At 55.5% G+C, this 25,227-nt stretch carries 23 protein-coding genes and 1 pseudogene; 9 read left to right on the top strand and 15 right to left on the bottom strand.

What is annotated here, in order from left to right:
* Positions 1–64: 64 nt before the first annotated feature.
* Positions 65–451 (bottom strand): HVO_A0114 family putative DNA-binding protein, encoded by a 387-nt coding sequence (locus tag F3H10_RS07140; RefSeq protein ID WP_223174247.1) that lies wholly within the window; start codon positions 449–451, stop codon positions 65–67.
* An 834-nt stretch (positions 452–1,285) separates the two neighbouring features.
* Here F3H10_RS07140 and F3H10_RS07145 point away from each other — a divergent pair.
* From F3H10_RS07145 to F3H10_RS07155, 3 genes are all read left to right on the top strand, one after another.
* Positions 1,286–4,495: a DUF5817 domain-containing protein gene (locus F3H10_RS07145; RefSeq protein ID WP_223174248.1), complete on the top strand. Its 3,210-nt coding sequence runs from the start codon at positions 1,286–1,288 to the stop codon at positions 4,493–4,495.
* A 261-nt stretch (positions 4,496–4,756) separates the two neighbouring features.
* Complete coding sequence (locus F3H10_RS07150) at positions 4,757–5,794, top strand: hypothetical protein (RefSeq protein ID WP_149784098.1); 1,038 nt, start codon at positions 4,757–4,759, stop codon at positions 5,792–5,794.
* 169 nt (positions 5,795–5,963) lie between these two features.
* Positions 5,964–6,395, top strand: coding sequence for a TRAM domain-containing protein (locus F3H10_RS07155; protein WP_149784099.1), 432 nt, complete (start codon positions 5,964–5,966; stop codon positions 6,393–6,395).
* A gap of 65 nt (positions 6,396–6,460) precedes the next feature.
* On the opposite strand, the gene F3H10_RS07160 is transcribed toward F3H10_RS07155, so the two are convergent.
* The 5 genes from F3H10_RS07160 to F3H10_RS07175 all read right to left on the bottom strand — a co-directional run bounded on the left by F3H10_RS07160 (position 6,461) and on the right by F3H10_RS07175 (position 9,819).
* On the bottom strand, positions 6,461–6,808 hold the full coding sequence (locus F3H10_RS07160) for a DUF6788 family protein (RefSeq protein WP_149784100.1): 348 nt from the start codon (positions 6,806–6,808) through the stop codon (positions 6,461–6,463).
* Between the two features lie 235 nt (positions 6,809–7,043).
* Positions 7,044–7,208: a DUF7837 family putative zinc-binding protein gene (locus F3H10_RS16625; protein ID WP_455325376.1), complete on the bottom strand. Its 165-nt coding sequence runs from the start codon at positions 7,206–7,208 to the stop codon at positions 7,044–7,046.
* 245 nt (positions 7,209–7,453) lie between these two features.
* Positions 7,454–8,454 (bottom strand): IS630 family transposase gene (locus F3H10_RS07165; RefSeq protein ID WP_149784101.1). Its coding sequence is split into 2 segments (ribosomal slippage): positions 7,454–7,962 and positions 7,962–8,454, totalling 1,002 coding nucleotides; the frame shifts between segments, so codons are not numbered across the junction.
* A gap of 110 nt (positions 8,455–8,564) precedes the next feature.
* Positions 8,565–9,221: a hypothetical protein gene (locus F3H10_RS07170; RefSeq protein WP_149784102.1), complete on the bottom strand. Its 657-nt coding sequence runs from the start codon at positions 9,219–9,221 to the stop codon at positions 8,565–8,567.
* Positions 9,214–9,819, bottom strand: a complete 606-nt coding sequence (locus F3H10_RS07175) for a hypothetical protein (protein WP_149784103.1) — start codon at positions 9,817–9,819, stop codon at positions 9,214–9,216. Before F3H10_RS07175 ends, F3H10_RS07170 begins: the two co-directional genes overlap by 8 nt.
* 285 nt (positions 9,820–10,104) lie before the next feature.
* On the opposite strand from F3H10_RS07175, the gene F3H10_RS07180 reads away from it, so the two are divergent.
* The 6 genes and pseudogenes from F3H10_RS07180 to F3H10_RS16315 all read left to right on the top strand — a co-directional run bounded on the left by F3H10_RS07180 (position 10,105) and on the right by F3H10_RS16315 (position 15,106).
* Entirely contained in the window at positions 10,105–10,335 is a 231-nt protein-coding gene (locus F3H10_RS07180) for a winged helix-turn-helix domain-containing protein (protein WP_223174267.1), read from the top strand.
* Between the two features lie 11 nt (positions 10,336–10,346).
* Positions 10,347–10,478: pseudogene (locus F3H10_RS07185) on the top strand (IS5/IS1182 family transposase); the annotation flags it as partial.
* A 762-nt stretch (positions 10,479–11,240) separates the two neighbouring features.
* On the top strand, positions 11,241–12,011 hold the full coding sequence (locus tag F3H10_RS07190) for a site-specific integrase (RefSeq protein ID WP_149784105.1): 771 nt from the start codon (positions 11,241–11,243) through the stop codon (positions 12,009–12,011).
* A gap of 5 nt (positions 12,012–12,016) precedes the next feature.
* Entirely contained in the window at positions 12,017–14,116 is a 2,100-nt protein-coding gene (locus tag F3H10_RS07195) for a homing endonuclease associated repeat-containing protein (RefSeq protein WP_149784106.1), read from the top strand.
* Between the two features lie 163 nt (positions 14,117–14,279).
* Positions 14,280–14,675, top strand: coding sequence for an HVO_A0114 family putative DNA-binding protein (locus tag F3H10_RS07200; RefSeq protein ID WP_149784185.1), 396 nt, complete (start codon positions 14,280–14,282; stop codon positions 14,673–14,675).
* Between the two features lie 11 nt (positions 14,676–14,686).
* Positions 14,687–15,106 (top strand): hypothetical protein, encoded by a 420-nt coding sequence (locus tag F3H10_RS16315; protein ID WP_149784107.1) that lies wholly within the window; start codon positions 14,687–14,689, stop codon positions 15,104–15,106.
* A 403-nt stretch (positions 15,107–15,509) separates the two neighbouring features.
* Here F3H10_RS16315 and F3H10_RS16025 read toward each other — a convergent pair whose 3' ends face one another.
* The 9 genes from F3H10_RS16025 to F3H10_RS07250 all read right to left on the bottom strand — a co-directional run bounded on the left by F3H10_RS16025 (position 15,510) and on the right by F3H10_RS07250 (position 25,224).
* Positions 15,510–15,671, bottom strand: coding sequence for a hypothetical protein (locus tag F3H10_RS16025; RefSeq protein WP_188127892.1), 162 nt, complete (start codon positions 15,669–15,671; stop codon positions 15,510–15,512).
* 330 nt (positions 15,672–16,001) lie between these two features.
* On the bottom strand, positions 16,002–16,421 hold the full coding sequence (locus F3H10_RS16030; protein ID WP_188127893.1) for a hypothetical protein: 420 nt from the start codon (positions 16,419–16,421) through the stop codon (positions 16,002–16,004).
* Positions 16,414–17,193 carry a ParA family protein gene (locus F3H10_RS07220; protein WP_149784108.1) on the bottom strand — a complete coding sequence of 260 codons (780 nt, stop codon included), beginning with the start codon at positions 17,191–17,193 and terminating at the stop codon, positions 16,414–16,416. Before F3H10_RS07220 ends, F3H10_RS16030 begins: the two co-directional genes overlap by 8 nt.
* A 375-nt stretch (positions 17,194–17,568) precedes the next feature.
* Complete coding sequence (locus F3H10_RS07225) at positions 17,569–19,167, bottom strand: PGF-pre-PGF domain-containing protein (protein WP_188127894.1); 1,599 nt, start codon at positions 19,165–19,167, stop codon at positions 17,569–17,571.
* Positions 19,168–19,434: 267 nt separating this feature from the next.
* Positions 19,435–20,505: a GLUG motif-containing protein gene (locus tag F3H10_RS07230; protein WP_149784110.1), complete on the bottom strand. Its 1,071-nt coding sequence runs from the start codon at positions 20,503–20,505 to the stop codon at positions 19,435–19,437.
* Between the two features lie 223 nt (positions 20,506–20,728).
* A complete protein-coding gene (locus tag F3H10_RS07235; RefSeq protein WP_149784111.1) occupies positions 20,729–21,958 on the bottom strand; it encodes a LamG-like jellyroll fold domain-containing protein in 1,230 nt (409 codons plus the stop codon).
* Positions 21,959–21,965: 7 nt separating this feature from the next.
* Positions 21,966–23,819 (bottom strand): right-handed parallel beta-helix repeat-containing protein, encoded by a 1,854-nt coding sequence (locus F3H10_RS07240; protein ID WP_149784112.1) that lies wholly within the window; start codon positions 23,817–23,819, stop codon positions 21,966–21,968.
* A 278-nt stretch (positions 23,820–24,097) separates the two neighbouring features.
* Complete coding sequence (locus tag F3H10_RS07245; RefSeq protein ID WP_149784113.1) at positions 24,098–24,697, bottom strand: hypothetical protein; 600 nt, start codon at positions 24,695–24,697, stop codon at positions 24,098–24,100.
* Positions 24,697–25,224, bottom strand: a complete 528-nt coding sequence (locus tag F3H10_RS07250) for a DUF1102 domain-containing protein (RefSeq protein ID WP_149784114.1) — start codon at positions 25,222–25,224, stop codon at positions 24,697–24,699. Before F3H10_RS07250 ends, F3H10_RS07245 begins: the two co-directional genes overlap by 1 nt.
* Positions 25,225–25,227 lie beyond the last annotated feature (3 nt).

Genomic DNA, 25,227 nt, shown 5'->3' on the forward strand with positions numbered 1-25,227 from the left:
CCTAAGCTTAAGATTAAGTCAGACGCACATCGAGAGAGGCTGAAGTTGTTTCTAATAAAACGGATTAGACGACCGGTTCAATAGCGATGTGATTGTGCTTGAGCCGTGGCGCTTTCGCACGACCTTCTTCTACATATTCGATGACGTCGATACGGGCAAGCTTCTGGAGATCCCGGCTGACGACTCCTTTATCGTAGCCCAGCTCATTCGCAAGGGATCGAACCGAGTCAGGATCGTGGTCTTTCAAATAATCGAGTAGATCGAGACGCCGGTCATGGAAGATATCACCAGCACGCTCCCGGGTAAGAACGAGCGTGTCCGGGAACCCGTGCTGGGTAAGCGTCTCCGAGAACGCAGCTCGGAGTTCTAAACGCTCATCAAACTCTGCGTCCTCACTCTCGAAGTCGTTCGGATCAGGCACCGATGTTGGGGATTCTTCGAATTCAGGCATATTCATTACTCCTTGACCGTTGTTAGAACCACAACAGTCAAAGGTGTTTTGACAATATTGACCTCGGAGAGTACCGAGGTGATAACTACTTTATCGTCGGGTATGTCGAACCAGATCCCGACGGCTTCGACGACTACGACCCTGCAGAAGATGCCGAGAACTATGGGTGGTCACTCGTTCAGAAAGCCGAGTCTCCACTCGACGAAAACGACGAAATCGTAGGGATGGATACTCGCCACAACCAACCTCACCTCGACAAGGAGTATCTGCCACCCGACAGTGATGAGGATAAGAAGGTGTGGCTTGATGATGGTTACTCCTATCAGCGGATGCGAGACTATCTTCTACAGAATTGGCAGAACTTTGCCGACCTCCACATCTACTACAACGAGTGAATTTCACCCGGCTGTGGAGTTGTTGTCATACGATTGTTTCTACAGCGATAATATGGGCTGTGACAGATAGTCCAAAAACGTCGGACTGTACCGCCAGTTGATCTATCTGACCGATGGGATTAAGAAGAGTCGTTACATCGCCATCTAATATGCACAGCTAGATGACGTAGAATCAGGGGGTCATCCCCCCTGGTGGCAGCAGGGGGTCATCCCGGGAGACCACAGGGCTTGGCAGCCCAGTGAGACAAGCGTACTCCCACGTTCTCCCGAGATGAACTTAATCATTCCGGTGCTCAGAGTGGCATCTGTGTTTCACCGGAACTAGGCCCTGCTGCTCCTCTCCCGCGTGAATTCGGTGATTTACGCGATGTTTGGCGTCAGATAGCGTGCGAGAGCGCAGTATGCACGCAACCGGATCAGATCGAGGTGAGCCCTCCCGATGAGTCGCTTCGCTGTCGTCGGATGTGCCGAATGTACGGAACACTGGGTCATCGAGGATGTAGTCGGCGTGCGACCTGCGGACCAACACGAGTGTCCGCAGTGTGGAACACGCCATACAGACGAGAAGTTACGCCGCAAAGAGAGAGCAGAGACGTGGGTGGACGCCGTCGAGAAACGGTCGGTACTGCTCGCGAACAAGCGCAGCGCTGGCGATGAGTTCGCCGACGTCGATCACTATGCTGAGCTTGAAGACGAGTGGAACCGCGAGCTCGTCGACGACCCGCTCGGCGTCCAGGTGGTCACTGGTGAGTTCTCGAATGATCACCATCTGGACGGCGACGAGATGGATGAAGAAGCCGGCGATGAGCCCGATTACCGTTCCCTCGAAGATCTCCGTCACCATGGGGACTCTGGTCTGTGGCTGGTCCAACAGTATCCAGCGGAGTCGTCAGGGACGGTACGTCTCAACGAGGACAGCCGGCCGGGTGAGCTGTGGCAGCGTCTTGTTGATGTCCTTCAGGAGGATATCGCGCTTGCCGTTCGTGAGCTCGTTGGCGGCGCCGGCGACGGGGTCGCGTGGCAGGCACTCGAGGCGATCGTCGACGACCAGCTTGGCATGGTCGATCGGGGCGCCCTCGAGGATGCCGAGAACCTTCGTGGGTCAATTGCCACGTCGACGTTGCTCAGCCTGTGTAAGGACGTCGGCTCCGAGCAACACCAGCAGGCAGTGGAGTTTCTTTCTAGCCTCGGTGATACCGACTTCAGCCCACTAGGTATTGGGTTCAACGGCGAGATCGAAGACATCCGGCGTATTGTGAAGCCGTTACTCTCGGCCTCGGTTCATACGCCGACGATCACCGTGCGTATCGACGAGTCGTTCCGAGAGATCGACCATGCTGACCAGCGCCGGCGGATGGTCCAGCTGCTCAGTTGGCTCGGGCACGGTGTGGATGTTCGAGTTGTGTTTGAATCACCAATCTGGATGCGCCGCTTTGCGTGGACCTACGATCCGGAGATCGATATCGACGAGCTTGACGGCAACGTGCCGGACGTGGCAGCGTTCGATGTGAGTCAGCAATGCAACACAGGCCAGCGCGCTTCCGGTGCCGTTGACGACCACGTAGCTGCGGCTCTGGAGGCACTCGATACGGATGGTGAGGTCGTCGCGACGCTCGAACGTATCGGTGTAGAAGCCGGACAGACTGCGTCCTACGAGGCGCTCTACCGGGCTGCCCCGTACGACGAGCCCGACCAGTCACGGAACAATGTTGCGTACCACCTCCGACAGCTTCGCGAACACGAACTGGTGACCGATCGGATCGGGACTAGTGATGGGAGCAAGGTAGCGATTCGCCCAGCTGGGATGCGGCTACTGGAGGAGATCGGACGATCCGAGATGCAACAGAAGCCCCTTCAAAAATTTGTGAGTCGGGCCGGAAAATCCGACGACAATTTGGAGTCTAGACCCGCACACACACGTGAGGGGGCGACCGGGTGGAGCCGCGACCGCCTTCCCGCACTCCACACCATCCAGCCGCTTCCCCGTTCTACCTACCAAGCTGCCGTCGCGACGACCCCCGAGAACGGCATCGCAACAGTCGATGCGGCGGTCTTCGGGTGGGACGATCGAGCAGCTCCTCGGCGCTACATGGACTGGGAAAATGATCGGCTCGCTGTGGCCGCCGAAGTCGACAATCCGATGCAGTGGGCAGTCTGTACTGCTCGTTCGTTGGGTGACGGGTTTGTCTGGGACAATCTGCTAACTGACGAGCGACTCGACGAGAATGGTGATTTCCGCCGACTGCTCCAAGAGGCACCCAATATCCTACAGAACAGTGCTTGCCTCGGGTGGATTGCTGAAGAAGACGAACTCGTCGACGATGTCGATGAGTTTGGCGACCGCATACAAGCTGTTCTCGAGGAGATTTGCGAGATGACGCGGGACATGACTCACGGCGAGTACCGCGAGTACAACTCTCGAACGGCGTTTCGGACGAAGATTCTCACTGAGTCACTCGGCGTGATTGGCGTAATGACCCGGTTACTGGACTTCGCCGGCGTGGACATCCTCCGAATTGGTCGGATGCCTCGGTTCAAGAACGATTTTGCCGACAAGAAGCTCTCAGCTATCGCGAAGTTCGTTGGAATCAACTCGGCAATTGCGTCGAAATACGGGATGGCGTCCGTGTTTCGGCAACTCTTTGAGGACCGTGACGAGGTCCTCCGTTGGTCACTGGATGTCGATGTCAACGCCGCAGAGCCGTTCGGTGAACTCATCGGCTCGTGGTGTCTGTTTGCTGATTACGGTGACCGCCAGGAAGTGTTTGCTGAGAAGCTTCGATCAAACGTCTCGCCGAGAGGCATCCGGGATGACGCCCCCGAGATCGGTGTCCGCGTCCCCGTCCAGACATCGACGAGTCGGGAGCAGTACCGGGATCTGCTTGAGGAAGCTCTCGAGGCGAAGAATCTGCTCACAACTCCAGAGGCAGTATCGGTGCTTCACGGACTGTGTCGGTCACCGCTAGCAATCGCGAACGGGGTCGCCCGAGCGCTAGAGCCTGAAGCCGAGATACGACACATCCGCTCTGTAGAACTCCGACACATCATCGCAGCACTGTCCCCAGAGCAGGTACTCCGAGATGCGTCGTCAACGCCGCGAAAGGCCTTTGTGGCACTCGCCGGTGCTGAAGAATTCCTGACGCAGTCTACACTCGCCGAGCGAGCCGGCGTGTCGGCTCGCTCGCTTCGTGACCATCTCCCTGACCTCGTTGATGCTGGAATCGTCGCGATGACAGATGCTGGCTACCGACTCCAGCTGTCGTTTGCGGAAACGGACCGGGACGACGGAGAACTTCCTGAGCGATACCAAGATATCTACCCGCACTGGGTGAGCGATCCGACCGTCAGCAACGATGTCCACGCTGCGGCCGGAGCGTTACGGACAGCTCGGGAGCATCACGGGCCAGATGGACCTGTCTCATCAGAGGAAGTCGGGTTCGCTGGCGACGTCTTGCTAGAACTTACAGAACCATGGCCGTTACTCGATGAGGTGCTGCCAGCGCTGTGGGCAGTGACTGCGAGAGCGTGTTATCGGGAGGATGCTGCTGTCGCTGGTGGTGCCCTTGTTGAACGTGAGACTGAGATAATGGGGAGACGCCCGCGTCAGCTGAGCCTTCAAGAAGCGACTACTGGGGAGCTTGTCGGATGAGTTCTATAGGGATTAAGGCGTCTGTCACCGGTGATTTGTGGGGGCTTGGTATACTGTTCTCGCCATCATATTTCTTGACGAGATTGTTGGGCCACCCATGCTGTTCCTAGGTGTCATAGAAGAGTTGTCACGATATTTATTTCGTGAATTTACAGCCGAATCAGCCGATAGAACGCGCTTGCTTCTGTATCGGTCACCAGTCGGAAGTACTGGTCAGTTGATTCAACAGCTTGATGATGTTGTGTTCGTGACATAGGCGATATGCCCCCGCGTTCCCGTCGCGCCCTCCTCGCGACAGTCGCAACCGGTATCGTCGGCTCTGTCGCTGGCTGCGGATCCGTACTGAACAGTTCGCCGTCGGCGGCTGCTCCGCCCGTCCACGGTATCGGTGGACGGCGTATCTTTGTCGCAAGCGGTGCCGATTTTCCCAACACGGACGACGTCTCGCTCGTCAACGACCCGGACGATGCTGATGTTGCCGTATTCCCGTCCAGTGACGACCAGATCAAGGGAATCACTGGCGTGCTCGCCGACGATATGCCTGTTGTCGTCGCTGGCAGGGACGCCCAGTGGATCGTGATGCAGGCCTGCGATGAGACCGATCGGTCCTACGGCTTCGTCCGGGACAGCTGGGGAGCTAACACCCGCATCGCAGCAGCCGTTCCCAACGACGACCGGCTGGATACGCATCTGTTCGTCGGTGCGGACCTCCCGCGCGACCTGCCGTGGGCTCTGGGCGAACTGTTCGACCCTCTACTGAAGGACTGTACTGTCCCGGTCGAAGCGCCATCGATCCCGGATGACGGTGTGTTCGTCGGTACGTCTCGCATTCGTGGAGTGAACGATGCCGGTGGGTTCGATCGCTGGGACCGCGTTCGCACTGTCTCCAACGATGAACCCACTTCGTTCTTCCTGGATATGGAGGCGACGATTTACGGCGGATCCACGACGGGAGACGACGGCGCGTATCGGCCGGAACAGGTCCGCCTTGTCGCCGATTTTGACAATTTCGTCGACACGGTCGGGCCTGGTACGACCGACGCAAACGGACTCTCGATCGCCCACACCATCGTCTCCACCGAGAACGGTGGGGCGAACGTCGACCACACGTTTATCCCCCAGACCGCAGCGACTCGCGAGTCATTTACGGGCTGTACTCGGATGGAAATCCACGTTGAGGACGAGTCCTTGCCCTTCTCCTACATTGGGAACGGTCGCTTCCGCTGGCACGACCCACAGATCCTCGACGACGACACTTGGGTCCATCACACCCCGGGGAATGCGGTCTGGTACCCTTGAGATGGACGTCACATATCTCACCAGTATTGACTGATCTGGCCTGCTAGTCTTTCGAGGAGTTTCTGTTCGGGATCTGCGTGTTCTCTTCAGCATACACTAGATTACCACCTCAGAGTAGCGCAAAACGGGAGATTTAGATATGTTGACTAGCTAAAACTCTTGATACCTGATGATTGAGATTTCTGATTCGCTTCGCTCTGTGTTTAGTGCTCAAATCGAAGAACGTGACGGATCGTATATTGTGGATATCCCCGCGAGTGAAATCGAACACGACGCGCTTGCTGCCGACGAAACGTATCGCGTCGCGATCTTGAAATCAGAATCCTCGACAAGCAAGAAGACTCAGGAAGAGCAACCCCAATCGGCTGCTCAAGAACCAACTCCGACGTCGGACGGTCCTCCCGTAGACGAAGGTGAAGTCCGCGACGTGACGATCGAGACGACTGGTGATCAAGGTGACGGCATTGCGAAGGTTGAACGCGGCTACGTCGTGATCGTCCCCGGCGGACAACCAGGTGATGAGCCGTCGGTCGAGATCGAGCAAGTCAAAGAGAACGTCGCGTTTGCCAGCATCGTCGAACCAGACTCACGGGTGCTGTAACGTCGTTTTACTGGCAACTGTCTATTTGACTGGGATCGTTGGAACCCTGACTATCCTGATCCACCCTACTCGCTTCCTGGCTTCCCGATGTACTCCGATTTCATCGTCCCGTTTTCACGATAGTAGCGATAGAGATACGGGCCGTGCATATCCGCGGGATCTCCGCTAGCGCACTTACAGCTATCGTCGCCACAGGTGACTTTCTCTTTGACGACGGTCCCGCTTTCTGCGCTATCGGACTCGTCGACGGGCTCAGCAGTCTCGGGAAGCTCGTCAGTGTTGAGTGGCTGGTCGCGATACTCGATGAGCGCCTCGCCGTAGTTCCGTATCTCATGGAGTGTTTCCGTGTCCTGTTTGGGGAGCCCCTCAGCGAGATACTTCGGGAGCGAGGTGGGTGGTGACGGCTGCTCCATACCTTATGTAACAACCGGAGCCATGTTAGCGTTCAGATGCTACATAAGGCACTAAACCCTCTCTCCCAACCGTGACCACCTCCGCAATTACTTGAGATCGTAGGCCGCAATCTCGGCAGAGCCACACTGTGGACATTCATCGACGTCCTTCTCCACGGTGTACCCACAGTAACGGCACTCGTGGTGCGTTGTCGATGACGGCTCGAGACTGACGATCTGCCGGATGAACTGTTTACTAAGCATGGGTGGGGTCAACGATCTCGCCACAGCCGGGGCATTCGGCCCATACGCCAGGGTCACCGCCAGCGGTCTCATAGTGGATGATTGCGTGCCGACTCGTGACTGTCTCGCCGCAGAACGAGCAGTCGCCACGGACTGTCTCTGGGTCATCAGGGCTCATTCTCACGAGTTCACGAGCTACTTCGAGGGGGAGAGGGAGCGTGTGACTCTGTCTTGGAGCTGGTCCGGTCGGTGGGACCGACCCTGCTCTGCTCCCTCACCTCAAAATCACACGCTCTATAACTTATACTTCGGGCGAGCGGAGTGAAAGTACTTCTCTAGGACGGCTACATGACCACGGTTCGCGAGTGGCCACTACGCAGCTACGATTTCTAGTGACGATATGTTAGATACCTATAGTAGCCATTAGAAATAATTACTCACATTTGGGATGGAGAGTTGATCAAGAGCGGTGTCGATCGCTGTTGTCAGTTCATCGAGTGAGTCGAAGAAGCGGTTGCTGAGCGCTGCTTGGAGCTGTCTCCAGCATTCCTCGACAGGGTTCAACTCCGGCGAATATGACGGGAGCGTTACAAAGGCGAGGTCGTCACGGGCCGCGAGGTCCGTGACGGCCGATGCCTGAAAATACGGTGCTCCATCGAGCACGATGATCAAATCCTTTTCAAATTCTTCACATAGTGCTAAAATGAAATGTCTCGCGTGATCGGCGGTAATATACTCGGTGAGACGAGAGAAAAAGCGATCTCCGTCCTCGGTGATCGCGCCTAACAAGCACGTCCAGTCCCGTTGACCGGATAATTCGACGGAAGGCCGCGTGCCGCGCGGAAACCACGCGGCACGCGGCTCGACTTGGACAGATTTCTTGGTTTGATCGATACAGACTACTGTGGCGTCCATCTCTCGCCGCTTTTTTTGATCTCGTCGTGAAACGCTTCTTGGTCGTCTTCGTCGGATTCAGCAGCTGAACGGCGTGGTTTTTGATAGCTCAATCCCGCCTCTTTCAACAACCGCCGACAGCTCGGGAGTGAATACTTGACGCCGTACGTTTCTTCGAGAAATTCTTTCACAAGCGGCGGCGTCCACGCCGGCGCGTCAAAGCCGATCTCTTCGGGTGATTCGTGGACTGTCTGTTCAAACTCTTGCTGCTGTTTTTCTGAGAGTTTTCGCTTTCGACCAGATCGATGAGCATCAGTAACGGCCTGTTCAAGCGGCTCGTCCGTATCGAGCCGTTTGAGCCAACTGTAGATCGTTCTTCGGCCGGTATTGTGCCACTCGGCAAGTTCAGTCTGCGTGACGCCGTTTTTGTACGCGATCGCAGCTAACAACCGTTGCGTCGGTTTGTTTCCGTCAACGTTGTCAAGTGCGTCTTGGAGTTCTTTGACGGAGATCTTGTCGAGATGATCCATTAGGTACTGTACTACTCTCTGAGCAGAAAGTTCTAACGACAACTATAGCTGTCCTCACCATCGGTATGTCGTTCCGCATCTCGTGGCCCATCTCTCCCATTGTGAACTCCTCATCGAGATGGTGGCTGTAGGTTCTTCATCTTGAAATCCGACCGGGCAACAAACTGCCCGGCGAGTTCGGCTAACTTTCGAGTCCGCTGGATATCGGCCAGATTGTGCTGACAGAGCGAGAGCCAGTCACCTGTCTGGAACGCGTCAACGGCTTCAGCGCTATCGTCGAACGGGTCGCACGTCTCGTCACCAACAAGAACATCATACACACCAACGAGGTCACTGTGGCCATGGGTATTGAACCGGTCAACAACCTGTATCATATCGGCGTACGCAATATCGCCAAAGGGCCATCGTAGTCCATGTTGGAGAAATCGCGTTCGACAGAAGGGAAGATCGAACCCACCGTTCCACGTCTCACCGTTGAATGCGGTCACGTAGTGGGTGTCACCATCGAGTTGGTTCGTAACAAACGACGCGACCGCCTCGAGGAGTTCGCCCTCGTCAGCAACGACGTCGAGTTGGGCTGTCCCAGTTGACTCCTCATCAAGCGCCCTCACCAGTGTGTTGCGATCAACCTCGCTGTGGCCGCCAGTATTGAGAATAAGCGATTCACCGAGACCGTGCGCGAACCCAGCAACGGTGATGACAGCGTCCGCATCGAATCCGGAGGTCTCGATGTCGAACGCAACTGGAGTGAGTCGTGAGTCACTCATCTGTGAGGTCGATAAGGTCCTCCGATTTGAATCGATCTACCGAAACGCCTAATCGCTTCAGTAGGAGGTGCCACGAGATCTGACGGGTCCTCTGTTCGCCCATCGTCACGTGCTCTTCAAGAGACCAGTTATCAAGCACATCGTCAACTACCCCAGCAGGTACGAGTAATTTCCCTACCTCTTCTTCGATCCCATATCTGACTGAATATACGACAAAAAAGTAAATCGGTGCGCGTGAATCGAACTGTGAGGTTTCAGCTATCAACTGGTCGTGATGATGCTTCCAGATTCGGAACTGTCCATATCGGCCAGGCTTGCTAGTACTACTCTGATAGCGAGCGACACAGGATTTGACCTCAACGTCGTAGGCTATCTCACCAGGGACATAACTATCAATATGTGAATCAATTGTCCCGCGGAAAGCGGTGCCAGACTCGTCAAATATGGCATTAAAGAGGCGTTCAGCGTTGTATCCTCGTCCAGATGCAGTTGACCGTCCATGTCCGTCACAGGTATTGGCATTTACCCTGTAGCGAATATCTTCTAATTTCATCTCGGGATTGATTACATCGGGATTTGGAGAGCAGTTCTCTGTCATCGCTCACACCTCGCTATCGACCTGGAGCTAGCCCCGATAAGGGGTTGTTCATCAGGTAGTTCAACAGCCGCTGAACCCATCTGTTGAATGAGTCCATTCCAGGCTACTTCTCGGGTCAGAGGCTCACTATGTGATGCCATGGCTCACGAGCTAGTATATGTAGAATAGGTATAAAAACCTCACCTATTAGTGAGGTTATTTTCATCAAATAGTTATCAAACTTGATATATCGGTTGAAGAAGTGATGTAGCATAGAGGAGAACCGTGAGAGAGCCAGCCCCGTGGATGCAAATGCCCATTGACGACCGCATTCTTGAGGCACTAGCAACATCTGGGCTGGTCCTGTCTCCATCCGTTATTGCGTTCAACATCGACAAGGCACGAAGCGAAGTAAACCGTCGACTCTCAGTGCTTGTCGATCATGGCCTCGTCGAGCGCGTCAAGCGAGGCTACTATAGGGTCACCGAGACTGGTGAGCAGTATCTTGCCGGAGATCTCGATCCTGACGAGCTCTGATTAATCTAGAGATGAGTGAAATGGGCTTCTCGCAGTTGAAGGAAGACGACGGCGAGAAGCTGTGCTCCCGGAACTGGCCGTGCCAGCTCCGGGAGCTGACTCGGAAGTGTACTATCCATAACCCAACGCAGGCGGCGAATTAAGGGCTCGCGGCCTGCTCTCTTTCTCCGGACGTATCTAGGAGAGGGATCGCCTTCATCACTGAAGCAAGGACGTTGGATACCATAGTTCTGAACATTCAGCTACCGACGGCAGCTGCGGATACTGTATCTTTTGAGTTCAAGAATCGGTTTTGACACCGTGAAAGCGTGAATGATCGCCCCTACCCCGATACAGTCTTGTGTTCAACAAGGCACGATGAGACCAACCTCAATGAGATCGGAGAGGTGATCTCGTCGCGATCGGCTGGAGATTCCGGCTCGCTCATCGAGTTCAGCACTGGTCACCGGACGGTCAGCCTCGAGGAGCGTCGAGACAAGCTTGCGGGGCGTAGTCTGCCGGCCGTCGAACCCATGGAGGAGTTGTCCAGGCTCCAGCTGGGCGAGGACATAGCAAATGTTTGTTCGCACTGTCTTTTCATTCACCAACAACGTACTTCCCATGACGGAGTTCAAAGTGTCTTTGTTTTGGTAAACTCGACAGAAAATAGACCAAGAATAGAATATAATAATTCTGTTATGTGTGTGTTTTCATTCCAATACAACCTGGCTAAGTATTGGAATAGAGAAAATATTGGGCATATAAAAATGAAAGGAAATCTCTAACGGCAGATCTCTGAAAATTTTATTCCGATAGTTTACCCCAAAGGGTTTCATACTCCGACGCTTAACTTCTCGTAATAAGAACAAATGTCTCGACGTAACACGATTCCACTCCATAAGAACCGGCAAGAAATGTTCGTCGATGTGCTCACAGCCGATGAAGATCTCGTTGATCCTCACAAGGCGATGACATCACACCTCCTTCTCGGCACCGGTATAAGAAATGATACTTGTGGCCACACGCACAAATCTTGGTTCACTTACCGGGGAGACGAATTGTATCTCGATATCCCTGACTTCGACAACTGCCGCAAAGAGATTGACAAAGCTCGAAAGGGGCCTAACAGCAACGAAAATATATGCGGCTCTTGTGAGGGATCAGGTGATGGTGGATACACACCGAAAACGCCCACATCTGCTGGCCGTCAGCTGCTTATTCCAAATTCTTACAAGAACCATGTAACTGGAGAGGTGGAATACTTCGGATTGAAAGATCGTTGCGAACGCTATTTTGCATTCGACGAACCAGCTGCGCCAACTGGGAGTGAATACGGATTTGACATGATTCAAGCAGATGGCAAAGATGGCTTTTCCGCTGCGTTTGCAAATAAAGCCGTTCGCGCAGTCGGCGCTAAATCAGATATAAATCCCACATTACGGAAGAAACGACTTATACAGGAAGGTGTGCCAAACGATAAAATTCGAAAATTTGGGACAAATAAAGAAGGTGATAAGATCCCCGATATAGTGGCACACGATATGAGAGCAAGCTATTGTACACAACTGGCACGGAACGACGTAAGAACGGCGTACGCAATGACCAAGACCGGCCACAAACTTGAGGAAACCTTCTACCGGTACGTGAATTTCGCGCGCAATGAGCTTGATAAAAATAAAGATAAGTCCATGTTCTAACACAGATGCCGGGCCGTAAAATACCCAAGAGACAATTGCTCTCTGATCTCCAGAGAGTCGCTGATCAACTCGAAAAAACACCCACGACGACAGAATATCAAAAGCACGGTAATCATAGTCTGAATACTATCCTGAGCCGTTTTGGGTCCTACAACGATGCAATTAGGACTGTTGGACTTGAACCAAACCAGCAGGTGGCAGATCCAAGTGATTCTATATTAAATATCTCAAAAAATCAATTAATTGACGATCTTCGAAGAGTTGCTGAGCTTGTCAAAGAGTCACCGACACAACACCAGTACGAAAAACTTGGAGACCACGCAGCAAATACGCTTGTCCGTGAGTTCGGAAGTTACAACAACGCACTTAGAGCTGCTGAGTATGATCTCAACAGGCATACTGCTGCCTCAAAAGATGAGTTACTCGCTGATCTGCAGCATGTCGAATCAAAGCTTGGTAAGACCCCGACCAGTGATCAATACGATGAATACGGAGAGCACAGCCTCGGCCGTCTCACTAATGTATTTGGAACATACAATAACGCCCTCAAATCCGCTGATATCGATGTTAACTCGCGGATAGATATTCCAGTAGAGAAACTGTTAGCTGATCTTGCGGAGGTTGCTGATAATCTCGGTGAAACACCAACACGAGATCAATACAACGAACACGGAGATTTTCATGGGAGTACGCTTGGGAATCGTTTCGGGAGTTTCGGCACCGCTTTGAAGGAAATCGGATACGAGCCGAATCGAAAACAGCCTGTCTCGGACACTGAACTGATACTTGACATTCAGAGAGTTGCAAAGGTGATCGGAGGCCCACCTACGTATGACCAATACGGAACTCACGGCAGGTTCTCTATTAGTACATTAACATATCACTTTGGGAGCTACAACGAGAGTATCAGAGCAGCTGGCTACACACCCGTTCGTGAAGTAAATATTGCAGACGAAGTGTTACTGAAAGATCTCAAGAAAGTTCAAAAAAAGGTTGGAGAGACACCAACTGTGATGCAGTATAATGAGTATGGGGCCTACCACGCGGACACACTCTACAGACGGTTCGGGAGCTACAACAGCGCACTTAGAACAGCTGGCTATGAACCGAATCTATTCCGAGACATTCCTAGTTCAGACCTTCTATCTGACATCCGCAAACACTCAGACGGACGAGGGCGTGCACCAACCTCTCCGAGCTACGATGAGAGAGGAAAATACGCTGTAAAAACGATTGTAAACCGATATGGGACTTGGTCTAATGCAGTCAAAGCTGCGGACTGTGAGCCCCCATCCTACCATCATTACTCGGATGAGCAGTTACTCCGTGACCTCCAGCGCCTTGCGAACGGACATAGAGCACCAACACCCAGAGAAGTAGAGGTCTCTGGAAAGTACTCTCATCACTGTTATCAGGACAGGTTCGGGTGGTGGCAAGCATGCGTCCGGGCAGGTCTAATACCACACATGAGGGTGCCACTCAAAGAGCGAGAGTACAGTGCATTCGTTGAAACCGCTGTTCAATATGAAAACCCAATCACCAAAATTATCAGTCTTCTCTCTGCTTTCACCGGTCTAACGACAGCATTACTGGGAGAATTCAGTACAGAGTGGGTCGATCGGTTGTATAGTGATAAACATGACACACTAATTATCGTGCCGTCCGAACACATAGCAACTACCGAGGACTGGGTCCTCCAGATTCCGAAGAGATGGCATCCACCTAGCTCTGACGGAGCGCACGAACTTCCACTTGAAGGACTATTAAAGTGGCATGACAAATCAAAAATATCTGACATCGATACAATGGGCAGAGGAGGTGTGACAAGACATATCCACAAAATAGCTGAAAAATCAGGAATAGACCGCCAGCGAAATCGTCTTGACTCCAACCTTAGACCAAGTTTAGCAGCACATCTCATTCGGCAAGGGGCAGAAACGTGGGAGGCTGCCATGCAAGTTGGATTTGAATACACTAATTGGAGTCGCTCAGGAAAAACGGGGATCGACGACTACCTTTTGTGGGTATACCAGATGGACGGGACCGTCCATCATGAATATGAGCCAAAAGGAGTGTTTCTCGACCCGCCCAAGATTCATCAATGAGTTCTCAGCAATGAATCCGATGAGAGGCTCGAGATCGACTACCTCGGACTCGCCCAAACCTTCCCGGCGTGGCGGGCACTCCTACTGAGAAATAAACCGACTAGTGACCCCCGAGTACGCTGACCGACGCATCATCACAACCCCAGCCCAACCCCACAACATCATGACCCGAACACTACACGTCCAGATCAAGTCCGCGGATCGAAGCGGCCTCGAGGAGAGGCTCGAAGCGATCGACGCCGGCGACGATGTCGAACCCAGCGAGCCAACGCTGTCGATCGAAGATCTCGAAACGTTCGGTCGCATCTTTCGGTCGACCAACCTCGAACTGCTCGAAGCCATCGTTGAGCACGAGCCAGAGAGCATCCGTGAACTCGCTCGCCTTGTCGACCGGAACCCACCAGAGGTCTTCGACAACGTGAACGAGCTCGCCGACTACGGGCTCCTCGAGTTCGAAGAAAACGGCAGCGCAAAGCGCCCTGTCGTGTGGTACGACGAGATCGATGCGGACCTCCCGCTCACATCGGCGTCAGGACGGGAGAGCAGGGCGAACGCCTGAGTACTGAAAAAATGGTTGATGATGTCGACCCTGAGAATCCCCGGCCCGATGGGCACTATCACGTGGATCGAGATGCCGACTGGTTCTACGTCGACGACGAGTTGGCGTCAACGATCGCACTCGGGCCTGCGACCGACGGGGAGCCGGGCGACAATTGGGTTCTAACGCTCTCGGCCGCGACGTCGGAAGGGGATCCAACAGCTGCTGAGCGTGTCGCTGTTCGCCTCACTCCGTGGGCCTTACACGAGCTCTACACCGAGGCGAAGAACCTCTCGCCGGATGCCCGTCAGGCCGGCCACAGTGCTGAATGTGGGTTGTGTGGAGAGCAGGTTCCCCTCGATGAAGCGTGGCCTGACAACCGAAAAGAGCCCTGCCACCCGGACTGCTACGCTGAGGCGTTCGGTGCGCCCCCCTGGTACGATGGCCAGTAGGTAGATGTCTACGAGAACTCCGCGGTGACAGTCTTATCCAACACTAAAGTGTGAATCTCCAAGGAAGTGACTGTCATCGGTGACCGCTATCTGGCCGATCTGAGTTGTTTTTGAGCATAGAACCGCCAATCAGTGAATCCAGCTGTAGCTGTTGCTCAGTGGTGCTGAAAACAAATCGAAATAGTAGTGCTACCTGTCGACATCGACGATGGTCGCCCTTTCAGGCGGTGCGATCTCAAGTTTAGCAGCGCCGCGCTCGATCTCCTAGGGCGTCGTCCCCTCAGCATCGGCGAGCAGCTCGGTGAGCTCCTCGTCCGAGATCATGTCGGCGTCGGAGAGTTCACGGCTCATACCACGTTCTACCCGGCGTGAAGGATAAACGTAGGTGTCGACCTCCGGTAGGTCAGTCCTCCCGTTCCCACCATTCGTCTATTTCTTGTGCGCCGATGTCGACGGTTGCGGTGACCCCGCACGAACAGTGGATGCCAACGGTGCCGGGATGCGTCGTGATCGGGCCCTTCTCCTGTCCACAGCCCGGGCAGTTGACGCGGAAGATATCGCCCATACACACCGATCCGTGTGGTCCGGGAAAGCCGCTCCGCTCAGTCTTAACCAACAGTCGGTAATCCGATGGCTGGTCGTTGGTTAAGATCGAAACCGCAGGACGGTAGGGGTGATAGGGTCAGTGTTCTAGATAGCGTGAGTTATCCCGGAATCTGATCATACTACCACTGGAAACCCAATATACACCACGCTTACACCTTCGAGAAGCCGTTCTTGCCGTCCTGAATCAGGGGGTCAGACCGCCGAAGATACACTTCGATAGTGGAGTGTTTGCGGGAGACACCTCATTTCGTCTGTTTGTATAGTGTATACCGCAATAGAAATTCGGCGTCTACTCGCCAAGACCGAGCTCTTCCTCAATCGATGACTCACCCAGCGCCGCCCGGATCGCCGCCGGGTAGAACTCATCGTTCTTCGGCATGTCCTCGCCGTGCCGACGTCGCCACTCGACATTCAACTCCGAATACCGCATCTGGAGGTCATCGACGAGACCCTCTGGGAGATACATGTTCACGTTCTTCCGCTCACGGACGGTCCCGCTGCTCTCTTCGCTCTCTGCTGTCTTTTCGCTCTTAGACATTTTTGTTGTCTTTTGTCTCTTTGAGGTCTTTGATGTATTCGATGCTTCCGACATCTCCGTAGTCTCTGAGGATGCCTCACTTTCGATGGCGGCATCGTCCCGATCGTCTTCATCGCGGTCGTAGCGATCGTCCCACGGGTTTCGGTCCCGCTTCCCGTCACCATCAGTCATCGGCGTAACCCTCCAAGTGCTCGGCGACATCCAGATAGACCTCCTCCATGTCGCAGCTCTCATCATGCTCGAAGATGGAGACGCCAGCGTTCCATGCGCGCTGGAGTGCGACACGCTTTCTGATCTCAAAGACCTCACAGCTTTCTTTGTCCTCAAAGACATCTTTGAACCATGCCATCATCTCCTCAGCTTCGCCGTCGACGCCGACCTCGTTCGCAACAAGTGCGATCTCGTCGACCTCGCCAAACGCGGACTCGATGCTCCGGAGTTGCTTGAACAAGAGTTCGATCGCGCGGATGCTGGTTGACTTCGCCTGAGCGGGGATCAGGGCGTTCCCCGTTGCGACGATCGCGTTGTCGGTGAGGACACCGAGGTTCGGCGGGCAGTCAACGAGGATATAGTCCCAGCGCTGGTCGGCGTCGCTCTCGTTGAGGAGCATGTCAAGTCGCTCCTCGCGTTTCATCACGTTCGCGAGTTCGTCCTCGGCGTTGATCATCCGCTCGTGGCTCGGGACGACATCGACCTCTTGATGCTCGACGACCAGCCGCTCGAGGTCGTCCATCCGGTCGATATCTGGGAGGACGTCGAACAGCGAGTCGCGGTCGGGATCGTCATAGCGATCCTCGAAACCGAGCCCCTCGGTCGCGTGGCCTTGCGGGTCGAGGTCGATGACGAGCACGTCGTGGCCGTGCTGGTTCAGCGCGCCGGCGACGTTCAGCGTCGTGGTCGTCTTCCCAGCACCCCCCTTCTGGTTGGTAACTCCAATTCTCATAGATGTCTTTGCCCTCAAAGAGCGCAGAGATGTCGAAGAGTCTTAATACTGCGTCAGACGCTCACACCCACCTAAGCATTGAGATTCATCGCCGGATGAAGATGTTAATGCCGTCGTGAACTGCCTCGGGGTCAAGCCCCGAGGCACTCGGCCTTACTATCTGTAGAGAACCTACGACCGCTCGATGATCTTTGAGGTGGGTCGGCAGAAGATCTCGACGAGCGGATTCAATCTGTTGTTCGCGAGGAACTCGAGGCGACTACTACTGAGTGACGACGAAACGGTTGTCGAGGAGTACGAGTACGGTCACACGATCGTCCGGATTATTGATGAAACCGGGCATTAAGCATTATCTCTTCGACTTTTTGCTCGTAATCATCGCGGCGCGCGTCGAAACAGGAACAGAGTTGTGAGGACAATTCCGATGAGCAACGCAATCCCTCCAAGATCAGTAAGATCGATGCCAGAACGTTCAGTTACTGCTTCTTCCCTGTCATCTCCCACTTCTGTCTCGCCTGAGACACCCGTATCGGCAGAGCCATCATTTGGAGTGTTAATACTGGAAGCACCTCTGGTCTCGGCAACCGTCTCACCATCGGGTTGTTCGGTCACGGTAACAGACTGCGTGATTATTTGATCGGTACCTATTCCGGAACCGCCCGATCCAGCTTCGAGGGCTGGACCTGTCAAGACGAGGTTGTACTCTCCAGGGGAGTTGAGGCGGACAACTATTGATTCGGTCGTCGTCTCGCCAACCTCAGCGTTGACTGTGGCTGCCTCGTCACTCACCAACTCCCTTTCATCAGCGGTTACAATTTGGACCTTCACGTCATTCGCGGGGGCCCGCCCGTTGTTATCGAGATTAACAGTAACGGTCAGCGTCTCCCCAGCCACGACTTGATCGGCCGAGAGGGTCGCCTCAACCGGGACTAATACTGGGCGCTCGGCTGCGACCGCGAACGCAGAGAACCCCGTGGAGGTAATTCGGAGTCGGACTGTCTCATCGTTCGTGTTGACGACCGTCGTCTTCGTTCGCTTCCAGCCTGCCTCCGTCTCATGGTAGACGGCGAGTTGTTCGGGGTCAACGTCCGTTTCCGCGAGATAATCACGATCCACAACGAGCTCAGTGGTCGCCTCGTTGATTGGCTGGTCAGCTGTCGCAAACTCGACTGTATAGTAGCCGAGCGCGTCCACACCAAGCGGCACGGAGGAAGTTTCTGGCGGCGGGTCGGTAGTACCTCTTACTTCGAACTCGACGTTTCCGGAATCCTTACTGACGAACGTCAGGTCGGTGAGTCGGACCGCTGGGTCACCGACATGGAGCTGTCGGAGATTGATTTCAGTCTCTACCTCAGCAGCGAGCGAGAGAATTTCGACTTTCCGGGCGGTTGAGTCGGGTGACTCTACCGTCGTAACTGTGCCCGGATCGTCATCATCGTCACTGTTGCCATCGTTATCTGCGTCACCAATCGCCTCTGAACCGGCAGGACGGGCGTGGACCGAAATTTCATCGATAAGTCGATCGCCGGGGGCGACTTCAGCCACACGGGTGTCAACTTCGACGCCGACTGGAACCGCGTCGTTTTCTGAAGTCAACTGTACAGCATTCGACTCACTCTCGATCGGTTCACCGTCAATGACAAACGTGACGCCTGTCCCCTCGTGGTCAATCCATGCTTCTGCGGACTCGTTTCCGTCGTAGGTGATGTAGAAGAGTGTTTCTTGAGCCGCGAATGCGTCTGGGTTTACGCCCTCATTATCGAGGTTCGGATTGTTCTCAGTGATATCAACTGCGAGTTCGTCGTTCTCATCGAGGTATGCGTAGGGGTTGTCGCCGGGTTGGAGTGCGACCTCATCGTTGAGCGGATCGCTCGGTTGATCGAGAACAACTGCGCTGCTGGAGACAACGAGCAGGACGACTGCTCCTAACGAGATTGTGATGAGTAGGGTGGTCGACCCACGCTGCCATCTCATCGCCCCATACTTATTGTCGTTAGTATATAAGAAATCGCCGCACATGACCGTATCGAGGTGTGCCTGAACCGGCTGGCGGCACAGACATCAGTCAGTGAATCGGCGCGTTGGGAGCCTGTTTTCACGGAAAGACACTACTCTTTTTTTGATAATCTCGAGCAGAGATGACTGGTTCTATCGTTGAGCCAGTTAGCGACAGTTGTAGGTAGGCTGGCTCGCCGATAAGAAAAATATAGTCAGTTAGCGGCAGGGTCTTCTGTGTGATATTTATTGGGCACCCTGGTCAATCGATTGTAGGATTGGGTAATCACCGGAAACCGTGTCCCACGTATTGGTGAAGTCCAACGCTCGCATATTGTTGGGTGCGTCGTCCCCAGTCATCTCGTTCGCAGGCTCTGTGTTACTGGTGCTACCGAATCCTACGAAACCACTGCCGGAACTGCCACCGGGTCCGACTGCGCCGTCCTGATTCGTCGTTCCCTTATCCCAGTAGGAATCTTTGAGCTCACCGTTAGCCGCGTTTCCAATAAGGCCACCACCACCAAGACCAGCACTAACCTTTCCAGTCGCATATGCGTTGGTAACGACCGAACCAGAGAAGTTATTATTTCCGACGAGGGCACCACCAAAAGCATACTCACCAGTCACATCGACGTCACCGGTAGCGTATGACTTCTCGATTGTCGCCTCCTCGTTTTTCCCAACGAGCCCACCGACGTTGTCAGGGCCTTCAACAGTAGCAGCAGAGAACGATTTGCTGATATTGCCATCGGTCGTCCCGACAAGCCCGCCTGTTGTAGGTAGCGTTCCGTCTCCGCCTTGGACGTCACCAGTAACGTATACCCTTGTAATAGTCGCAGAGTTAGACCCGACAAGCGCACCAACCGAACCTTCGCCCGATATATCCACGTTTTCGAGGCCGAGGTCTGTGATTTCACCAGGCGATCCGCTTGCCCCAGTTTGACCAAATAGGCCACCAAATCCGTCGGTATCAACCACTAGATCCCTAATTACGTGACCGTTGCCGTCGAAGGTGCCGTAGAACGGGGTTATCGGAGTGAAACCACCTCCTGCGGGATCAACCACGCTATCGTATCCGGCAGTACTACTATCTAGATCATTTAGTAACGTGTAGGTAGCACCCGGATTATCACGAACCTCATCAAGATCGTTCCAGTCCCCGATTCCCGTTGGACTTCCCTTTGTGGGGCCGCTGGCAGGTGGGTCCCCGGTTAGGTCAGCCAGCGCGTCGTTGATCCGGTTCTGCATCTCCGGCGGAATGTCGTCAATCGTCAAACTATCCTCCTCTTCGACAAAATCGGTGATTGTGAGGGCCATTTATGAGCTTATCTCGGTGTCTGTTTTGCTCCTCTGTACGTTTCTATCGTCGTGAGAGGCACTCACGGCGAAACTACTCGTCTTCGACCTACTACGGTCGAGTTCCCAACTCTGTTCTGTACTCATTCCAATATTATTCCCTCTCGGGGAGTCCCACCAGCGGAGTCGAACCGCTGTGCTCCAAGTGGGTAGCAATAGGGATCCGGCGTCGACCGAATTGGCGCTACTTCGTTGTATCATAAAGGTCGGTTACCTCCTGTGCGGAGAGAACTCGGTCATAAACTCGAGCGTCATCAATACGACCCGTGAACAGATCTTTCCCGGGAAGATGGGCAGGAGAACCCAGAACGACTGGTGACGGGCGGCTAACGAGGGAGTCGCTTACGGACGTATTGGCGGCTTCTACCCCGTCAACATAGAGCCGAACCGCATCGTTCCGATCGAACGTCATCGCGACGTGATGCCAGCTGTCGTCAGCGATCGGTATTGTCCCAGACACTTCGACACCGTTCGACGATGCCGTATCAACGACAGTCCGTGGTTTGGTCGCGGAAGGGTCTAGTCCGAGATTGTACTGCCGATTTCCCGCTCCTGACTGCTCGCGAGAAATGATCCGAGCATAATCGTCCTGCGAGGATGCCGGTCGTACCCACGCTACGAGACTAAGCGTGTCTGTCAGATCAAGGCTCGGGTCGTCCGGTACCTCGACGTAGTCGTTGTCTCCATCAAAAGACGCCGCATTATCAACCTGCCCGGTGGTGGCCGACACACCGTTCGGCGTCCCGTCGTTGGAGCCGGTGACGTCCTTGACCGTCCCTGTCCCGACGCTATCCAGCGGCCAGTAACTTACCAGTCCGTCAGTCGGGCCTGGAATCGTCGTCCCGCTCCCGTCGACGACATTCCCGCCCGCAGGATTCGCCACGTCGGCGTTGACAGTCATCGTCAGGGCCTGATCCTCGTCGAGGTCGTCCGTGTCGACGTGGACGCCGACGTTCGCGGACTTCCCGACGCCGAGGTAGAGCGCGTCGTCGTCGCTGTCCCGGAGTTTGTCGCCAGAGTCGCCGTTCGGATACAGCCAGACGTCCGTATCGGTCCCGCCAGCTTGGAACCCTCCGGCCCCTCCGGCGAAGGTCGCCCAGACGTAGATCGGCTGGGTTCCCTGGTTAGTCACCTCGAACACGTCGTCGAAGTCGTAGATCGAATCGGTGCCCAGTCCGTCGCCGCCGGCGGTCGTCGACGAGAAGTCGAGCGCCAGCGTGTCGTCGGCCGTCGTCGTCGCGAACGTTCCGTTGGGTCCGCCACTCGGAGCCAGTCCGAGGTAACCGCTCGCGTCGTCGGCGACGGCGACGGTCACGTCCCGATCGGCGCTGACGCTCGTGAACGCGCCGGTTCCGACGATGCCGCCCGTTCCCGCCACGGTTCCGATACTGAACAGCAGTTTTCGTCGTTTCATGGTTCTATCAGCTCGGCGGAGACGTCTCGGAGACAGGCGGGAACGATCCGACCACTAGCAAACCAATCCGGAGGTCTCTGTAGTAGACGTCAGCAGTCGACCCGCTACCGCCGATCGTCCCCCGACCGGCGGCTATCGCGAGCAGTTCAGCATCGTCGCTGTACACGCTGCTGAGATCGGAGGTACTCCCCCCGTCACCGAGATTGACCGTGGCACCAGTGGCGGTGATCTCGAACCAGTTGTAGCCCTGGTTGTTGTCAGGATTACCGCTGATCTCCTTGTGGACGTTCCGAGTTTTCCACTCCTCTGCCGCGGGCGATCCATCTTCGGAGGTCCGATAGAGAACGTGACGCGTCCCATCGGTCTCCTCGACGAGGAGATACACTTCGTCGGGTGCGGCGTCTTCGTTGTCCGGACCTGCGTAGTACTCGTAAGTAAGGTTCGTCCCGCCGGCCAGCTCACCGAGCGTCAGCGATTCAGGTCTTTGGGCAAGCGAGATCGCCGTCGTCGCGTAGTCGGTCGTCTGCGTCCCAGCCGACGTGATGTGTGCGGACGTGGTCTCACCGCCTGTCGGCGATGCGGCCACGACATCGGTGTCGAACTCGTCATCGTCGCTGAAATCGAACTGGTTCATGCCCTCGGTGACGAACTTCGACGGGACGAGCACCTCGTCGGTTCCGTCATCGTCGAGGTCACCCTGGACGGCGACGAACTCGAAGACGTTGCTCTCGATGGTCGCCACGAGATCGACCGCACCGGCATCGTCACGGACGTACGGCAGCGTGGGCCCGTCGCCGTAGTCGAACGAGGTTCGGGAGATCGACACGGACCCGCCGTCCATCTCAGGGACCGCGATGCCGGCCGGTCCGAGCCCCTCAGGGGTACCGTTCGTGTCGATGGTAATGTCCGAGTCTTGAATGGTGACGTCGTTCGAGTGTCCTTCGATCTCGACCTCCTGAGCGTTGTTCCCGTTGGTCGTGAGGTTCGTTACTGTCGCACCTCCGTCGACGCTTTCCCCAGCCGCGTCGTCGCTACTGAGGTCGAGTCCTTCGTCGCCGTTGCCGCCGACGGTGATGTCCTCGAGCGTGTTGTCGTCACCCTTGACGTAAATACCGTTGTCGCCGTTGTTTCGGGAGGTGACCCTCCGTAGGGTGCTGTCGTCCGTGAACCACAGCGTGATCCCGTCGGCGTCACCGGCGCTGCCGAAGCCGTCCTCGGGCGGATCGCCGCCCATCTCGCCGCGATCGTAGTTGTCCTCGACCAGCGTGTCCTCGATCAGGACGTCACTGGAGAAGTCGACGACGAGTCCGCGATCGTCGTTGTTCCGTACCGCCAGATTTTTGAGTTCGGTGCCGTCGGTGTCGTGGGCGTTGCCGTTAACGTCGACGCCCTGTCCGGTCTCTCCACCACCGCTGGCACCGGCGATCTCGAAGCCGTCGACGACGACATCGGGAGCGTTGATCCGAAGGATCGGTCCGGACAGCGACGGTCCGGACGGATCGCCGATGGACGTCTGATCGCGACCCTGGGCCGACTGGAGGGTGAGTCCCTCCTTGTTGACGACGACCGTCTCCTCGTAGGTTCCGGGTTCGACGAAGATGGTGTCTCCGGACGTGGCACCGCTGGCTCCGTTCTGTCCGCCGGTACCGTCGATGGCATCCTGGATGCTCGTGAATCCGGCTCGGCCGTCAAGGTTCTTGCTGACGATGATCGCATCGGGGTTCTGTGGCGCAGTGCCACCGCCCGGTCCGCCAGTCAGTTCCGCGAGCGCGTCGTTGACGCGCTCCTGTACCTCCGGTGGAACGTCGTCGACGGTCAGTCCCTCCTCCTGTTCGATGAAGTCGGCGATAGTGAGTGCCATCTATGAAGCCACCTCGTTGTCGGTAATCGTTTCGCTGGTTCGTGTGTCCGTTCGGTCGTGAGAGGTGTTCACGACGAGACCGTTCGTCCTCGACCTGCTCTGACCGCGCGTCCGGATCCGTCGCCTCCTCATGCTGACATCACACCTTCTCGGGTAGGCCCACCGGCGGAGTCGAACCGCCGCTCGTCGCCTCCGAACCAGAGGCGAAGATTGCTAGCATGGATTAGATAGCCTCTCGTTCATCACGCTGAATTCGGAATGGTTCGTCGAAACGTCGTTCATGTCCCGGATTCCTCTGGATACGGTTGGGTGGTTAGTTCCACGAACTCGCCCGACGAATCCTCGTCGGCGGCACTTAGAGTCACGGAGACCGGTGTTTCGACGGCTTGCTCGGTGAACAACCCGACTTCGGGGTTCGAACGCTCGGCTGCTCCAGTGTCCGGTCCGTCCGGGAGATTCTCGAAGGAGTCGTTCTTTTCGTCCGCACTGGTCGCTTCGAGCCGAAATCCGGTAACATCGTCGTCGTCGTCGCCGTCGGAAACTGTCACTTTGTAGAAGAGGTTCATTATTCCCCCTTCGACAGGACTGCCCGATCCCTGAAACTGTTCGATGCGGAATCGAGTAGATGGCAGTTCGGGCTCACCGCCGTCGTCGGGCGGGCCGATCGTCACGCCGAACGCCTCCTCTACCGCAGTAACTTCTCCCGAAGTCAGTGGGGGTGAACCCAACCACGCCGGATCGATATTCAGGATCCCCCTAGTGATCCGATCAAGGACATCGTTCGGTGCGTTTCCCTCAAAGTCGGACCAGGTCGTACTTGGGATTCCCTCTCCTTGCTCCTCATAAACCACCCTCATCGGGCCATGTCTGTCTGGCATTACGGTGCCTCCCCAGTGACGGTCATGGTATCGTCGAGTTCGAGATTCGGACTCGTTCCGCTAGGGAACACGTCCACGACGAGGCTATACGTCTCTCCGTCTCCGGGCGAGACTGTCACTGACGGGAAGCCGGTTTCCGGGACAATCAATACGATCAGGGTGTTCCCTGAGTCCGTCTCAACGAAGGTGAGCGGTGTGATCTCCACCTCGACGTCTTGGGTACCCTGATTCTGTACCTCGAACATGTCCTCAAACACCGTGACTGCGCTGGTGTTGACACCCTGCCCGCCAGATATCCCCGACGTGTTACTCCCGGTGAGATCGATTCCTAACTGTCCGTTGCTCGTGCTCATGTACGGAGCGTTCGGACCGATAGCGTTCAACGCGAGAAACGCACTCGAGTCGTTCGCCACTTGGACCGCCACGTCGCGATCGGCCTCCACGCTGGTGAACGCGCCCGTTCCACTCGCGATCGCTGCTCCACCGCTGATCATGCCAAGCGCCGCCAACACGTTGCGTCGTTTCATGCT

The organism is Halorubrum aquaticum (assembly GCF_900113615.1).
Classification (GTDB): Archaea; Halobacteriota; Halobacteria; order Halobacteriales; family Haloferacaceae; genus Halorubrum; species Halorubrum aquaticum.

Bases quoted from the DNA above. Each gene is read 5' to 3' on its own strand.
- F3H10_RS16315 (WP_149784107.1), top strand. From the start codon at position 14,687: ATGGTTGATGATGTCGACCCTGAGAATCCCCGGCCCGATGGGCACTAT.
- F3H10_RS07200 (WP_149784185.1), top strand. From the start codon at position 14,280: ATGACCCGAACACTACACGTCCAGATCAAGTCCGCGGATCGAAGCGGC.
- F3H10_RS07140 (WP_223174247.1), bottom strand. From the start codon at position 451: ATGCCTGAATTCGAAGAATCCCCAACATCGGTGCCTGATCCGAACGAC.
- F3H10_RS07150 (WP_149784098.1), top strand. From the start codon at position 4,757: ATGCCCCCGCGTTCCCGTCGCGCCCTCCTCGCGACAGTCGCAACCGGT.
- F3H10_RS07160 (WP_149784100.1), bottom strand. From the start codon at position 6,808: ATGGAGCAGCCGTCACCACCCACCTCGCTCCCGAAGTATCTCGCTGAG.
- F3H10_RS07245 (WP_149784113.1), bottom strand. From the start codon at position 24,697: ATGCCAGACAGACATGGCCCGATGAGGGTGGTTTATGAGGAGCAAGGA.
- F3H10_RS16025 (WP_188127892.1), bottom strand. From the start codon at position 15,671: ATGGGCGATATCTTCCGCGTCAACTGCCCGGGCTGTGGACAGGAGAAG.
- F3H10_RS07240 (WP_149784112.1), bottom strand. From the start codon at position 23,819: ATGGCACTCACTATCGCCGACTTCATCGAACAGGAGGAGGGACTGACC.
- F3H10_RS07225 (WP_188127894.1), bottom strand. From the start codon at position 19,167: ATGAGATGGCAGCGTGGGTCGACCACCCTACTCATCACAATCTCGTTA.
- F3H10_RS07220 (WP_149784108.1), bottom strand. From the start codon at position 17,193: ATGAGAATTGGAGTTACCAACCAGAAGGGGGGTGCTGGGAAGACGACC.
- F3H10_RS07145 (WP_223174248.1), top strand. From the start codon at position 1,286: ATGAGTCGCTTCGCTGTCGTCGGATGTGCCGAATGTACGGAACACTGG.
- F3H10_RS07250 (WP_149784114.1), bottom strand. From the start codon at position 25,224: ATGAAACGACGCAACGTGTTGGCGGCGCTTGGCATGATCAGCGGTGGA.
- F3H10_RS07195 (WP_149784106.1), top strand. From the start codon at position 12,017: ATGCCGGGCCGTAAAATACCCAAGAGACAATTGCTCTCTGATCTCCAG.
- F3H10_RS16030 (WP_188127893.1), bottom strand. From the start codon at position 16,421: ATGACTGATGGTGACGGGAAGCGGGACCGAAACCCGTGGGACGATCGC.
- F3H10_RS07175 (WP_149784103.1), bottom strand. From the start codon at position 9,819: ATGACAGAGAACTGCTCTCCAAATCCCGATGTAATCAATCCCGAGATG.
- F3H10_RS07155 (WP_149784099.1), top strand. From the start codon at position 5,964: ATGATTGAGATTTCTGATTCGCTTCGCTCTGTGTTTAGTGCTCAAATC.
- F3H10_RS07170 (WP_149784102.1), bottom strand. From the start codon at position 9,221: ATGAGTGACTCACGACTCACTCCAGTTGCGTTCGACATCGAGACCTCC.
- F3H10_RS16625 (WP_455325376.1), bottom strand. From the start codon at position 7,208: ATGAGCCCTGATGACCCAGAGACAGTCCGTGGCGACTGCTCGTTCTGC.
- F3H10_RS07235 (WP_149784111.1), bottom strand. From the start codon at position 21,958: ATGAAACGACGAAAACTGCTGTTCAGTATCGGAACCGTGGCGGGAACG.
- F3H10_RS07180 (WP_223174267.1), top strand. From the start codon at position 10,105: ATGCAAATGCCCATTGACGACCGCATTCTTGAGGCACTAGCAACATCT.
- F3H10_RS07230 (WP_149784110.1), bottom strand. From the start codon at position 20,505: ATGGCCCTCACAATCACCGATTTTGTCGAAGAGGAGGATAGTTTGACG.